The organism is Chryseobacterium sp. IT-36CA2, assembly GCF_949767875.1.
Classification (GTDB): domain Bacteria; phylum Bacteroidota; class Bacteroidia; order Flavobacteriales; family Weeksellaceae; genus Chryseobacterium.
The window spans coordinates 34,001-46,331 of record NZ_CATKPG010000022.1; the positions used below are offsets into that span (position 1 = coordinate 34,001).

Here is a 12,331-nt window from a genome sequence, read left to right on the forward strand (position 1 = left end):
AACTAAAGGATCTGCCAGGACATTAAATACTTTATACATTGTACAAATCAGTTACTCTGCAAATCTCAGGAAAAGCTTAATCAGTTCAGATTGTTCTCCTTTAGGAAGAATAAAATGAAAATCTCTTTCAATACTGAAATTTTTAATATCAATAACGGTCAGTACATTATTTTTAAGCTCATTCAAAATGGTACTGATGGAAAGAAATGCCATACATTCCGAGTGGAGAAGGTAATTTTTAATACTTTCACTGCTTCCCAGCTGCATGACAGTATTCAGGTCATGGAGATTGATTTCCTTTTCTTTAAGCCTGTTTTGGATAAATTCCAGCGTTCCGGAACCTTGCTCCCTGAAGATCATATCCAGTTGATAAAGATCTTTTAAGTGTAAGATTTTATGGGCAAGCGGATGATCTGATTTTGCAGCCAGAACAATTTCATCGGGCTTAAAAGTTTTATACTCAAAATAAGAAGACTGTGACTCTCCTTCAATAATACCCAGATCAATCTTTTCTTCCTTTAAAAGGGTAGAGATGGTTTCCGTATTTCCAGTAAGAAGTTCAATCTTAATGTCTTTATAATAAGAATTGAATTTGGCCAAAATTTCCGGTAAAATATACTGTGCAACCGTTGTACTTGCCCCGATAATCAGTTTTCCTTTATGCTGCTGACTGATCTGGCTAATCTCAAATTCCATGTCACGGTAGATATTTCTGATCTTCTCTGCATGTTCAAATAGAATTTTTCCGCTTTGAGTCAGCTGAATAGAAGTTCCTTTACGGTTAAATAATTTGGCTCCTACCTGAGTTTCAATTTCTTTAATGTGTTTGGTAACAGCAGGTTGGGAAATGTGAAGTTCCTCTGAAGCTTTGGTAAAGCTGAGTCGGGTAGCTACCGTATGGAAAACTTTTAATCTGTAATCGAACATGGGGTAAAATTACGAATTATAGTTGGAAATGGCGAGGTAGAGTTAGGGAGCTTGAGTGTGGGAGGGAGATGTGATACAAGATTCGGGTTTTGTGGTTCGGGAATTTAAAGTTTAAGGTTATAGCTAACCAGTAACTACCAACAAAAATAATTAGCAACTAGCAACCAAAAAATAACTAGTAACAATAAACTTATAAAAAATCCGAAATAGATCTGTCCTGCTGACTTTCAAATCTTCTGTTCTTCGCTTCCCCGATTTTCTGTTTCGAATAAATACTGTTGTGGCCGGAAAGGAGATAAGATACAACACAGGCAATAGCTACATACACTCCACATTCTGTCCCGAATAATTCAACTCCCATCAGCATACAGGCTAAAGGAGTATTGGTGGCTCCGGCAAATACGGCTACAAATCCCATTCCAGCCAGTAAACCAAACGGTAAAGGAATAAATAGAGATAAAGCACTGCCTAAAGTAGCTCCGATAAAGAATAAAGGAGTAACCTCCCCACCTTTAAACCCCGCTGAAAGGGTAATGATGGTAAAAATCATTTTTAAAGCAAAATCATACAGTGGAAGCTGTTTATCAAAAGATTCTAGAATCACAGGTACTCCTAATCCAATATAGCGGGTTGTACCTATGGCAAAAACAGCAAGCGCAATAATAATTCCTCCCACAACAGGGCGAAGTGGAGGGTATTTGATTTTTGATTTGAAAAAAGAGCCCATCCAATGGATCATTTTGCTGAAAGCAGCAGCACATATTCCGAAGGCTATTCCAGCTAAAATACTATATAGAATTGGGAGGAATTCAAGTTTTGGAATAAAATCAATATGATAATGAGTATGTTTTACATTCCAGAGGTTGGTAGCCCAATCTGCCAGAATTGCGGAAGCAAATGCAGGAAAGATGGCATTATAACGAATTCTTCCGATCAGAAAAACTTCAATACCAAAAACAGCTCCGGCCAGTGGAGTTCCGAAAATAGAGCCAAATCCGGCAGCAATAGCAGCAATAATCAGTATCTTTCTTTCGTTTCTGTCAAGTTTAAAAGGTTTTGTAAGCTGGTCTGCGATAGCTCCCGCCATTTGAAGTGCTGTTCCTTCACGGCCTGCAGAACCTCCGAAAAAATGAGTGACAATCGTTCCCAGATATACAAAAGGAGCCATCTTAAAAGGAATAATTCCCTTGGGCTCATGAATAGTATCAATCAACAGGTTATTTCCTGCTTCCACGTCTTTCCCGAAGTAATAATAAAGAAGCCCTATCAGGAACCCGGCTATAGGAAGTAAAGCAATCAGCCAGAGATGATTTTCTCTGAAGTTCGTTGCCCATTCTAAGGATTGAAGAAAACCTGCAGAAGCTGTTCCAACTAAAGTCCCAATAAGAATACTGATACACAGCCATTTTAAAATATAGGGCAGAGCCGGAAATTTTCTGAAGAAAAATTGGGTGTGAAAAACTGCTTTTTTAGCTAGTGTTCTTTGACTTTTTGACATAATAATCCTGATTAGTTATTTGTTAATAATCTTTTAATCAGGCGTCATCAGCTTTTGTAAAGCGGTTGGGTAAGGAAGAACACCATTTCCTTTGATAGTGCAAATATAAAAAGAATTTATTTTTCAAAAAAATAAATACAAATCTTACATTGAATTTTAGTTTGTTTTGTGCTGAAATTTTATTCTTTATAATGAATAGCCTTATCAATCTCAAGCGGATTGTTGTATTTTCGTATGACTTCCTGCATGCTTTTGGTTTGGGTATTCAACTCATCCACATTATGAATTTCTTTTCCATTGATATTAATTTTAAGATCATTGTTGGATTTGCTGAAATTGTTCCTTTCAAAAGCAAAGGGATCATTATAAAAATCAATGATCAGTTTATATTTTTGCTTTTCATTAATGGGAACAGCTTTATTTCCAAAATTAGATTCAAGAAAATCATTGGTAGGATAGATTTGTTTGAGTTCCTGGCTTTTGATAAGATGATACATAAAATTTTTCTTTGTATCAGACAGCTCAAAGATTAAACCAGGTAATCCACGGAGTTTAAACGGACCTTCATTAAAAGGAATATCTTTACAAAACCAAGCTGTCCAATCTCGTCCTCCGAATCGGGTAGTGGCTTTTTGTAACGTATAATTTTCTACTTTTTTAGTTTCATTAGAAATAATCCAGTTTACTTTATCAGTGGTTTTAAAGGAATAATATCCGTTTTTAATATTGATATAGTTTTCATTATCAAAAGAATTGACTTTTCTTTTCACTACCTGTCCGGACATATCGGTATGACTGGTATTCATGCCGAATTTTTTATTTAAAGAATCTGTTGTGATCAGATTTCTTCCGTAAAATTTTACCTCTTTTGGGGTAATGTCCAGTATCATATGAAGTTTTTCATAAGTGGTCTCTGTAGAGTCCATCTTATATTGCAGTTCATAAATAAACCGATGCGTCTGAGCCTGGATCAAAGCTATAATAAGCAATGCCACGAAGGTGAAAATACTTTTCATATAATGTGGTTAGTTTTGTAACTAGTTACTGGTTGTTATTTGCCCACAACCTTAAACTCTAAACTTTAAACTTTAAATTCTCGCATCACCTTACCCCTGTACCTCGTCTCTACAAAAATGGTTTCATTTCATCCTCAATCTGTGTTCTCAGCTCCATCAGGCGTTTAGCATATAATTCCTGCTGCTTTTCTTCTTCTGTTTCTGGGATCCATTTCGGTACAGGTAGTTTTTTTCCATTTTCGTCTACTGCAACAAAAACAATAATACAGTGGGTTTTTTTCTCAAAATTAGGCTGTTTCAGGTTTCTCGAAAAGACATTAATGGCGATATGCATGCTGGATGTTCCGGTAAAGATCACCTGAGCGTCTACCTTTACCACTTCCCCGATTTTAATGGGATCATAAAAACGAATTCCACCTACATATACTGTGACAGAATAATTACCACTCCAGGTGGTTGCACATGCATAACCAGCCTGGTCAATCCATTTCATAACACTTCCTCCATGTACATTTCCTCCGTAATTAACATCTGAAGGCTCCGAAATAAACTGAAAAGTAATAGGTTTGTTCTGCATCTTTATAAAATTTGAATAAAGTTATTTAATAATTTCCAAAGTTTTAGATTAAATCCTACTTTTGAAAGACGAAACTTTCAATGAAAGGGAATTTTAACCAATAACAGATTTAGAAACAGTAATGAAGAAAGTATTTTATCTCAACACATGTGATACCTGCAGAAAAATTTTAGCCCAATTTGATCTTACAGGCTGGGAACTTCGAGAAATTAAAAAAGAGCCGATCACGAAAGAAGAATTGGCTGAAATGCATAAAAAAACAAAATCATACGAAGCATTGTTCAGTAAAAAATCTACTCAGATTAAATTGAGAGGATTGGATGTGAAGTCTTTAACCGAGAAAGATTTTAAAGAATTACTGCTGGATCATTATACTTTCCTGAAAAGACCTGTCTTTATTACAGACAAGGAGATTTTTGTAGGAAATGATAAGAAAAATGTTGAAGAATTGCAGAAATTCTTTGGCGTACATGAATAAATACAACTTTATATAGTTGATCTGTCCGGCTTAATGATTTTTATTATTAAGCCGGATATTTTTATATCATACTCCAAAAATTATTTTTTTGTAAGTATTTGTATATTAGTTAGTTTTATGGAGTGAATGATTATATTTGTATTACCAAAATTAATAATATGAAAACAAACTTTTCAAAAACAAAGAATCTTAACAGATCAGCTTTAAAGGAAATCAGTGGTGGAGGAAAAACCCTTCCGGTTAACTGTAATACATTATGCTGGCCTGCAGGCGGAGTGATTTCCAATACACCCGGAGTAGGTGATGCCTGTTCTCCCGACAGAAAAATCTGCTGTATCTGTTATTAGACAAAAAAAGAGGCTGTGATTTTCACAGCCTCTTCTCTTTTTACTATTTTTTCCAACTATACGAAAGGAGCTTTCACCACTTTTGCCGGAATATTTTTATTTCTTACCTGAATGAAGATCTCAGATCCTAATTTGAAATGAGGCTTGTCTACATATGCAAGACCTAAACCTACTTTCTTCATTGGAGACTGTGTTCCCGAAGTTACTTTTCCGATCACATTTCCTTCAGCATCTACTACAGGATAGTCGTGTCTTGGAACTCCTTTATCTGTCAATTCAAAAGCTACTAATTTTTTAGTAACACCTTCTTCTTTCTGTTTTGCGAAAACATCTTTAGAAACAAAATCTTTATCAAACTTGGTGATCCATCCTAAACCAGCTTCAATAGGAGAAGTGGTATCATCAATATCATTTCCGTAAAGGCAGAATCCTTTTTCTAATCTTAAAGTATCTCTGGCAGCCAATCCGCAAGGAATAATTCCCTCTTCTTTACCAGCTTCTATTACTGCGTCCCAAAGTTTTTCAGCACTCCCGTTGTTGAAATAGATCTCAAAACCTCCACTTCCTGTGTATCCTGTGTTTGAAATGATCACATCATTTTCTCCTGCAACACTTCCTACAGTGAAATGATAGTAAGGAATTTCTGAAAGGTTTACTTCCGTAAGTTTTTGAAGAATTTCAGTAGCTTTCGGCCCCTGAACTGCCAATAAAGACATCTCATCAGAAGCATTGGTCATTTTAGCCCCGAAAGTATTGTATTTTGAAATATGATTCCAGTCTTTGTCAATGTTAGAAGCATTTACCACTACAAAATATTTGTCATCTTCCATTTTGTAAACGATAAGGTCATCTACAATTCCTCCGTTTTCGTTAGGAAGACAAGAATACTGAGCTTTTCCGTTTTCAAGCGCATCTACATTATTGGTCGTTACGAACTGTAAAAGATCTTTTGAACCTGGTCCTTCGATGAAAAACTGTCCCATGTGGGAAACATCAAATAATCCTGCTTTTTCTCTTACGGCAAAATGCTCTTCTGTAACCCCTGAATATTGAACAGGCATTTCAAAACCTGCGAAAGGTACGATCTTCGCTCCCAAAGAAACATGTTTGTCGTACAAGGCTGTTTTCTTCATATTTAATTTTTATTTCTTTATTTTAAAACTGTTAAAAGTCTCATTGAATTGGGTCATATAATTTCCGTTCCAGAATTTCTGACCGCAGTTGATGGTAATCAGATACAGATCTTTATCTTTTTGGAAAGCTTTGGTAATCCAATACAGCTTTCCTTTTTCATCAAAATATTCGTAGAAATATTCTGTATATCCTTTTTTGCTTCTGCTTTCTTTTACTTTATTTTCCGGATCGGCAGATTTATTAAGATCCAGAACAAATTTTTTCATTTGTTCTTTCGGAAGTTCCAGTCCGTGATACTCGGAAATGGTGATGGCTCCAATTTCGCTTGTTGGAAAGATGTTCACAATCTCACTATCATTAGTAGACTTCCATCCTTCAGGCACATTAATAGAGTAGTTGGGGCTTTCGTATACTTTTGCTTTTTGGGCAAAGAACAGGTTTCCCGTTATAAGAGCAGAAAAAAACAAGATTTTCTTCATCATTAAAAATGGTGTTTATATTCTTCCAGGATGATTTTGAACCATTCTGTAAAATTTTCAGGAGTTTCAGCGATTTCTTTATCCAGATCTTCCGGAGCAATGAATCGTACTTCTTCCACTTCGTCTTTATTCAGATTGAAATCAGCTTCGTGATTTCCTACAAATACATGATCCAGCTCGTGTTCCCAAAGACCACCGCCTACATCTGCTTTGTAAATAAAATTGAATTTTTCTGAAAGTTCTGCCTCAATTCCCAGTTCTTCCTTCAGTCTGCGTACTGCTCCCTCTTTATAAGTTTCCCCTTCTCTCGGGTGTGAGCATACCGCATTGGTCCATTGATTGGGAGAATGATATTTTCCTGACGCCCTTTTCTGAAGAAGCATTTCTCCTTTACTATTGAACAAGAACACAGAAAAAGCACGATGTAACAAGCCATTGATGTGTGCCTGTTGTTTTTCCATCAGCCCTAAAACTTCATCTTCAGTATTTACTAAAACGACAAATTCTTCCATTCCTACAAATGTAAGAGTTATAAATGTATTTTGGAAATTTTTAGATAAACATCATGCTTTTTGTAATACCGTTAATGAGGGGGAAGAAGTAGTGAAGGCTTCGAAGTAAATTGGCAAATTCGTTAGCTGACTTTCTTTATATTATTAGATTTATTTGTTTAAAGATAAAAATCGAAACGAAAAATTTTAACCATTTGTGATAAAATGATTAATAAAATATTAATATTATTCTTTAAATAATAGTTTTTGTAGTAAAATATTAACATTAATGAAGATTGATAGGTCTGGTACCTGTAAAAACGCTAACTTTGTTTTTTAATATTTAGTAATGGAATTAGAATACATTGAACACATTAGTCCTATTCTAAAGGATGGAATAAAAAATTACTTAATAGATATCGACGGAACCATTACTGATGACGTTCCCAACGAAGAACCAGAAAGGATGGTTACCTGCGAACCTTATCCTGATGCACTGGAAACTATTAACAAATGGTATGACGAAGGGCACCAGATCTGCTTTTTTACTTCAAGAACCGAAAATCTTAAACAAATCACGATCGACTGGCTGGATAAGCATGGCTTCAAATACCACAGCGTGCTTTGCGGAAAACCAAGAGGAGGAAATTATCACTGGATAGACAACCACCTGGTAAGAGCTACAAGATATAAAGGAAGATTTACGGATTTGGTTGAAAAGCAAGTGACCATTGAAGTATTCAAAGAAGACGGAGAATAAAAATATAATTCAAAGATTTAAAAATTAAATGTGAACCAGTTCCTTTAATTTTTAAATCTTTCATTTTTTAATATACTTGATATTTTATGAAAGTTTTAGCAAACGACGGCCTGGATCAATCTGGAATAGATGCATTAACAGAAAAAGGCTTTGAGGTGATTACTACAAAAGTTCCACAGGAGTTTTTGGTAGATTATATTAATGAACATAAGATTCGTACCCTGTTGGTAAGAAGTGCGACACAGGTAAGAAAAGATATTATTGACGGATGCCCGTCCATCGACATTATTGGTAGAGGTGGAGTAGGTATGGATAATATTGATGTAGATTATGCAAGAGAAAAAGGGATTCACGTGATCAATACGCCTTCAGCTTCTTCAGAATCTGTGGCTGAACTTGTCTTTGCTCATTTATTTTCCGGTGCAAGATTTCTGCAGGATTCCAACAGAAAAATGCCTTTAGTAGGAGATACTGAATTTGGAGGCCTTAAAAAAGCGTATGCTGCTGGTATTGAATTGAGAGGAAAGACCATTGGTATCGTAGGAATGGGAAGAATCGGTCAGGAAGTAGCAAGAATTGCTTTAGGCCTTGGAATGAGAGTTGTAGCCGCTGATAATAATGTAGGAAAAGCAAGTATCAAAGTGAAGTTTTACAACAATCAGTTTATCAATGTTGATATCGAAACGGAGCCATTACAGGAAGTGCTGAAACATTCAGACTTCATTACTTTACATGTTCCGGCTCAGAAAGATGGGTATATGATCGGTCAGAATGAGTTTGAAATGATGAAAAATGGAGTAGCTGTTGTCAACTGTTCAAGAGGTGGCGTTATTGATGAGGCTGCTTTAATTCAGGCTTTGGATTCCGGAAAAGTAAGATTTGCCGGACTGGATGTTTTCATTAATGAGCCAACTCCGTCTAAGGAAATTCTTAATCATTCTAAAATCTCACTTACGCCTCACACCGGAGCTTCTACTCTTGAAGCACAGGATAGAATCGGGCTTTCTCTGGCAGAGCAGATTTCTAGTATCTTACAGATTCAATAATTTGAAATGATATAATACAATAAAAGCACCTACATAGGTGCTTTTTATTTTTAAACTGTTGTTACAGATTAGATATTTTTGCTTTTCAACAAATCTCTGATCTCTGTCAGTAATTTTTGGTCGTCTGTAGGGCCTGCAGGAGCTGAAGCTTCTTTTTTGTTAACCTTATTTGCTAATTTGATGATCCAGAAAAGAACCATAGCAATACAAAGGAAATTGATGACAGCAGAAAGGAAGTTTCCATAAGCAACGCCATTCCATGTAAGTTTGGCAACGTTTTCTGCACCTGCTGCTTTCAATGCTGGGTTCAGGATCAGAGGAGTGATTACATCTTCCACCAATGACGAAACAATTTTACCAAATGCTGCACCAATGATCACACCGACAGCCAGGTCGAGAACATTTCCCTTAAAGGCAAACTCTTTAAATTCTTTAACAAATCCCATAATTTATATTTTTTTTAATTAGTATATACACAAAAATATAATTTAAAAATGTAAAAAACACTACTTTTTATGGTTTTTTATTCCCAAAACATTGAATTTTATGAGGGATTTATAGAATTTGATTTAATGAATATTTCAGCTTTTTACAGATACTTTATCTCATTAATGAGGTCTCATTATTTTTGTTGTTGACGTGGCATCATAATGAAAAATCTTTTGTAATTTGCTTAAAAGTTTGATTTACCTATGAAAATTTTTACTGCAGAACAGATCCGCAGTTGGGATCAGTTTACAATTTCCCACGAGCCGGTTTCTTCCATTCAATTGATGGAAAGAGCCTCAGCAGTATTGGCACACTGGATTTCAGAACATTGTAAAAATCATAAAAAACTGGCTGTATTTTGCGGAAGCGGAAATAATGGAGGAGATGGCTTGGCAGTGGCAAGAATCCTTTATCTGAAAGGTTTTGATGTGGATGTATTTGTAGGAGATCCAAAAGGGAAATTTTCAGAAGATGCTTCGATAAATCTGAAAAGACTTAGGGATTTGTCAGGAATATCCGTAAGGAAATTTGATCAAATTGAACAGTACAATTTTGATGATAAAACAATCATTATTGATGCTCTTTTTGGGACTGGATTGTCCAGGCCGCTGGAAGGAGACTATAAAATGCTTGTAGAACAATTGAATGCTAAAAAGAATAGTAAGATTTCCATTGATATTCCGTCCGGATTGTCTGCTGATAATATGTTTGATCATGATTCTGTTATTTTGAAGGCAGATTACACATTAACTTTCCAGTCTTGGAAAAGAACATTTCTCCATCCTGAAACCGGAAAATATACCGGAAAAGTAGAAGTTTTGGACATAGATTTAAGTAAATCTTATTCAGAAAATACTGAAACAGTATATTTTGTAATAAATGATTCTCTGGTGGAATCTATTTTTAAACCTAGATCTGAATTTTCCCATAAAGGAAGTTTTGGTAAGGCAGCCATCATAGGTGGAAGCTATGGAAAGATAGGAGCTGCAGTGCTGGCAACAAAATCAGCCTTAAAAACCGGGGCGGGTTTAACGTTTATTCTGGCACCTGAATGCGGTTATCAAATTTTGCAGACTTCATGTCCGGAAGCCATGTTTATAAAAGGAGGAGAGGAGTTTATTACAAATTTTGAGATTGAAAAAGATTTTTCCTGTGGCATTGGACCCGGGCTGGGAACTCATCCGGAAACAGGGAAAAGTTTTTTGAATTTTCTGAAAAACTATACAAAACCATTAATTCTGGATGCTGATGCCTTGAATATTATTTCAAAAGATCCAAAGAACCTGAAATTAATACCTAAAGGATCCATTATTACTCCTCATCCGAAAGAATTTGAAAGACTTTTCGGAAGTACGGAAAATTCTTTTAAAAGGCTTGAATTGGCAAGGGATAAGGCAAAAGAACTGGATATTTATATTGTGCTCAAAGATCATCATACCCAAGTTATTACTCCGCAAGGAAAGGTATTTTATAATATAACAGGGAATTCCGGACTGGCAAAAGGAGGCAGTGGAGATATTCTTACCGGAATTCTTACCTCACTGTTAGCACAGGGATATTCTCAGGAACAAACTTGTATTTTAGGCGTATGGCTTCATGGAAGAGCTGCAGATTTTACTTCTGGAAAATGTTCAAAAGAATCTATGCTTCCTACGGATGTTATTGATGAATTCGGAAGTGTTTTTGAGGAACTGAACAGGAAAGTAGAGGGAAGTTTGTAATAAAAATAAATTTAAAAAGGCAAGTCTGTCATAATACAAACTTGCCTTTTTTTATCTTAAAACCGGGGTTTTTCAATTTCCGGTGGTTTACTTAGCTTTTTCAATATATTCAGGCTTTTCGTTTTCTGCCTGAGTGATCTTGAATTTTTTAGAAACGATCATGATAATTACTCCTGCAATCATAAAAGGAATAGAAAGAACCTGACCTGTGTTCAAACCACCTATCTGGATGAACTCATCTCCCTGTGGCTCTTTTAGGAACTCAACAAAGAATCTGATCGCCCAAAGAATAATAAAGAACAACCCGAATAACCATCCTTGTTGATATTTTTTATCCGTTTTTCTATATAGAATCCATAATAAAATGAATAGCAAAACATATCCTACAGCTTCGAATAGCTGGCTGGGATAACGAGGTACAGTAAGACCATACTCACTGCTTTGCTGTGGGAAAAGAAGAGCAAACGGAGAGTTGGGATCAGCTGGTTTACCAACGATTTCAGAGTTGAAGAAGTTCCCCATTCTTACAAATGCACCTCCTAAAGCTACGACAATCCCCAATCTGTCATATACCCAGAAAGGATTTTTCTTAATGATTTTAAATGAATAATAAAGCGTAGTGAAAATCAAAGCAATGGTAGCTCCGTGACTTGCCAATCCTGAAAATCCTGTGAATTTAAAACCATTTTTTGTGCTGATTGGTAAAAATACACTCCAGAAATCCTCTTTGAATAATTCCGGCTGATAGAAAATAACATGTCCTAATCTTGCTCCCAAAATAGTCCCGATCAATGTCCATGTGAAAAGAGGTTCAAGATATCTCTGGTTGATATTATCAATCTTAAAGATTCTGGTCATTAAAATATATCCGAAGCCAAATGCAAATACAAACATCAGACTATAAAAGTGAAGCGTAAATGAACCGATATGAATTCCTTTTGAAGGATCCCATATTTTAAAGGATGTTTTAAGTTCTACTTTATCTGAATCTGTGATCGGTTTTACAGATTTTACTGCATATTTGAAGGTGGTAACATTCTCAGGGGTAGCAGAAGCATCTATCAGCTTAAAATTTTTATCAAAAAACTGATACTTAGAATCCTTGAATCTTCCTAATGCCGAAGCTGCATAATTATAATAAGCTGGTTCAAGGCTGGATCCGTTAAGGATCACAACAAAAGAATAGCTCTTATTTGATTCTCTGTCCGGAAAAGCTGTCAGGTCACCCATTTCTGTAGTAGAATAGATTTTTACTGGGATATTGTTTCCGTTGACATCTAAAGTTCCGTCAGATAAACCTCCAGGGTATTCCTGTGCAAAAAGAAGCTGCGTGGTGAACGCAAACAGCACAAGATAAATTCTGAAAAA

General features: G+C 35.6%; 14 protein-coding genes and 1 riboswitch. Of the genes, 5 read left to right on the forward strand and 9 right to left on the reverse strand.

Annotated elements, in window-relative coordinates:
• Positions 1 to 51: 51 nt before the first annotated feature.
• From ACM6F9_RS15035 to ACM6F9_RS15050, 4 genes are all read right to left on the reverse strand, one after another.
• Positions 52 to 927 (reverse strand): LysR substrate-binding domain-containing protein, encoded by an 876-nt coding sequence (locus ACM6F9_RS15035; protein WP_414846458.1) that lies wholly within the window; start codon positions 925 to 927, stop codon positions 52 to 54.
• Between the two features lie 190 nt (positions 928 to 1,117).
• On the reverse strand, positions 1,118 to 2,425 hold the full coding sequence (locus tag ACM6F9_RS15040) for a voltage-gated chloride channel family protein (RefSeq protein WP_414846459.1): 1,308 nt from the start codon (positions 2,423 to 2,425) through the stop codon (positions 1,118 to 1,120).
• A gap of 31 nt (positions 2,426 to 2,456) precedes the next feature.
• A riboswitch (Fluoride riboswitch) is annotated at positions 2,457 to 2,524 on the reverse strand.
• An 80-nt stretch (positions 2,525 to 2,604) separates the two neighbouring features.
• Entirely contained in the window at positions 2,605 to 3,441 is an 837-nt protein-coding gene (locus tag ACM6F9_RS15045; RefSeq protein WP_414846460.1) for a GLPGLI family protein, read from the reverse strand.
• Positions 3,442 to 3,550: 109 nt separating this feature from the next.
• Positions 3,551 to 4,018, reverse strand: coding sequence for an acyl-CoA thioesterase (locus tag ACM6F9_RS15050; protein ID WP_414846461.1), 468 nt, complete (start codon positions 4,016 to 4,018; stop codon positions 3,551 to 3,553).
• A gap of 121 nt (positions 4,019 to 4,139) precedes the next feature.
• Here ACM6F9_RS15050 and ACM6F9_RS15055 point away from each other — a divergent pair, with 121 nt between their 5' ends.
• On the forward strand, positions 4,140 to 4,496 hold the full coding sequence (locus tag ACM6F9_RS15055) for an arsenate reductase family protein (protein WP_414846462.1): 357 nt from the start codon (positions 4,140 to 4,142) through the stop codon (positions 4,494 to 4,496).
• A 158-nt stretch (positions 4,497 to 4,654) separates the two neighbouring features.
• Positions 4,655 to 4,843 carry a hypothetical protein gene (locus tag ACM6F9_RS15060; RefSeq protein WP_414846463.1) on the forward strand — a complete coding sequence of 63 codons (189 nt, stop codon included), beginning with the start codon at positions 4,655 to 4,657 and terminating at the stop codon, positions 4,841 to 4,843.
• A 56-nt stretch (positions 4,844 to 4,899) separates the two neighbouring features.
• Here the strand turns inward: ACM6F9_RS15060 and gcvT are convergent, their stop codons facing one another.
• From gcvT to idi, 3 genes are read right to left on the reverse strand one after another with little or no spacing between them, the layout of a single operon-like run.
• Entirely contained in the window at positions 4,900 to 5,976 is a 1,077-nt protein-coding gene (gene gcvT, locus ACM6F9_RS15065) for a glycine cleavage system aminomethyltransferase GcvT (protein WP_414846464.1), read from the reverse strand.
• Between the two features lie 9 nt (positions 5,977 to 5,985).
• A complete protein-coding gene (locus tag ACM6F9_RS15070; protein ID WP_414846465.1) occupies positions 5,986 to 6,459 on the reverse strand; it encodes a hypothetical protein in 474 nt (157 codons plus the stop codon).
• Positions 6,459 to 6,968 carry an isopentenyl-diphosphate Delta-isomerase gene (gene idi, locus ACM6F9_RS15075; protein ID WP_414846466.1) on the reverse strand — a complete coding sequence of 170 codons (510 nt, stop codon included), beginning with the start codon at positions 6,966 to 6,968 and terminating at the stop codon, positions 6,459 to 6,461. Before idi ends, ACM6F9_RS15070 begins: the two co-directional genes overlap by 1 nt.
• A 328-nt stretch (positions 6,969 to 7,296) precedes the next feature.
• Here idi and ACM6F9_RS15080 point away from each other — a divergent pair, with 328 nt between their 5' ends.
• Both ACM6F9_RS15080 and ACM6F9_RS15085 read left to right on the forward strand, forming a co-directional pair.
• Positions 7,297 to 7,707: a phosphoheptose isomerase gene (locus ACM6F9_RS15080; RefSeq protein ID WP_089695560.1), complete on the forward strand. Its 411-nt coding sequence runs from the start codon at positions 7,297 to 7,299 to the stop codon at positions 7,705 to 7,707.
• Between the two features lie 86 nt (positions 7,708 to 7,793).
• On the forward strand, positions 7,794 to 8,753 hold the full coding sequence (locus ACM6F9_RS15085; RefSeq protein ID WP_414846467.1) for a D-2-hydroxyacid dehydrogenase: 960 nt from the start codon (positions 7,794 to 7,796) through the stop codon (positions 8,751 to 8,753).
• A gap of 68 nt (positions 8,754 to 8,821) precedes the next feature.
• Here ACM6F9_RS15085 and mscL read toward each other — a convergent pair whose 3' ends face one another.
• Positions 8,822 to 9,199 (reverse strand): large conductance mechanosensitive channel protein MscL, encoded by a 378-nt coding sequence (gene mscL / locus ACM6F9_RS15090; protein WP_414846468.1) that lies wholly within the window; start codon positions 9,197 to 9,199, stop codon positions 8,822 to 8,824.
• Between the two features lie 246 nt (positions 9,200 to 9,445).
• Between mscL and ACM6F9_RS15095 the strand changes: the two genes are divergently transcribed.
• Positions 9,446 to 10,963, forward strand: coding sequence for an NAD(P)H-hydrate dehydratase (locus tag ACM6F9_RS15095; protein WP_414846469.1), 1,518 nt, complete (start codon positions 9,446 to 9,448; stop codon positions 10,961 to 10,963).
• A gap of 87 nt (positions 10,964 to 11,050) precedes the next feature.
• On the opposite strand, the gene lgt is transcribed toward ACM6F9_RS15095, so the two are convergent.
• Positions 11,051 to 11,917, reverse strand: a complete 867-nt coding sequence (gene lgt / locus ACM6F9_RS15100; RefSeq protein WP_414846800.1) for a prolipoprotein diacylglyceryl transferase — start codon at positions 11,915 to 11,917, stop codon at positions 11,051 to 11,053.
• Between the last annotated feature and the right edge of the window lie 414 nt (positions 11,918 to 12,331).

What these genes read in the sequence shown, in the direction of transcription:
- mscL (WP_414846468.1), bottom strand. Translation starts at nt 9,199, where the DNA reads ATGGGATTTGTTAAAGAATTTAAAGAGTTTGCCTTTAAGGGAAATGTT.
- ACM6F9_RS15050 (WP_414846461.1), bottom strand. Translation starts at nt 4,018, where the DNA reads ATGCAGAACAAACCTATTACTTTTCAGTTTATTTCGGAGCCTTCAGAT.
- ACM6F9_RS15095 (WP_414846469.1), top strand. Translation starts at nt 9,446, where the DNA reads ATGAAAATTTTTACTGCAGAACAGATCCGCAGTTGGGATCAGTTTACA.
- ACM6F9_RS15070 (WP_414846465.1), bottom strand. Translation starts at nt 6,459, where the DNA reads ATGATGAAGAAAATCTTGTTTTTTTCTGCTCTTATAACGGGAAACCTG.
- gcvT (WP_414846464.1), bottom strand. Translation starts at nt 5,976, where the DNA reads ATGAAGAAAACAGCCTTGTACGACAAACATGTTTCTTTGGGAGCGAAG.
- ACM6F9_RS15080 (WP_089695560.1), top strand. Translation starts at nt 7,297, where the DNA reads ATGGAATTAGAATACATTGAACACATTAGTCCTATTCTAAAGGATGGA.
- idi (WP_414846466.1), bottom strand. Translation starts at nt 6,968, where the DNA reads ATGGAAGAATTTGTCGTTTTAGTAAATACTGAAGATGAAGTTTTAGGG.
- ACM6F9_RS15035 (WP_414846458.1), bottom strand. Translation starts at nt 927, where the DNA reads ATGTTCGATTACAGATTAAAAGTTTTCCATACGGTAGCTACCCGACTC.
- ACM6F9_RS15055 (WP_414846462.1), top strand. Translation starts at nt 4,140, where the DNA reads ATGAAGAAAGTATTTTATCTCAACACATGTGATACCTGCAGAAAAATT.
- ACM6F9_RS15085 (WP_414846467.1), top strand. Translation starts at nt 7,794, where the DNA reads ATGAAAGTTTTAGCAAACGACGGCCTGGATCAATCTGGAATAGATGCA.
- ACM6F9_RS15040 (WP_414846459.1), bottom strand. Translation starts at nt 2,425, where the DNA reads ATGTCAAAAAGTCAAAGAACACTAGCTAAAAAAGCAGTTTTTCACACC.
- ACM6F9_RS15045 (WP_414846460.1), bottom strand. Translation starts at nt 3,441, where the DNA reads ATGAAAAGTATTTTCACCTTCGTGGCATTGCTTATTATAGCTTTGATC.
- ACM6F9_RS15060 (WP_414846463.1), top strand. Translation starts at nt 4,655, where the DNA reads ATGAAAACAAACTTTTCAAAAACAAAGAATCTTAACAGATCAGCTTTA.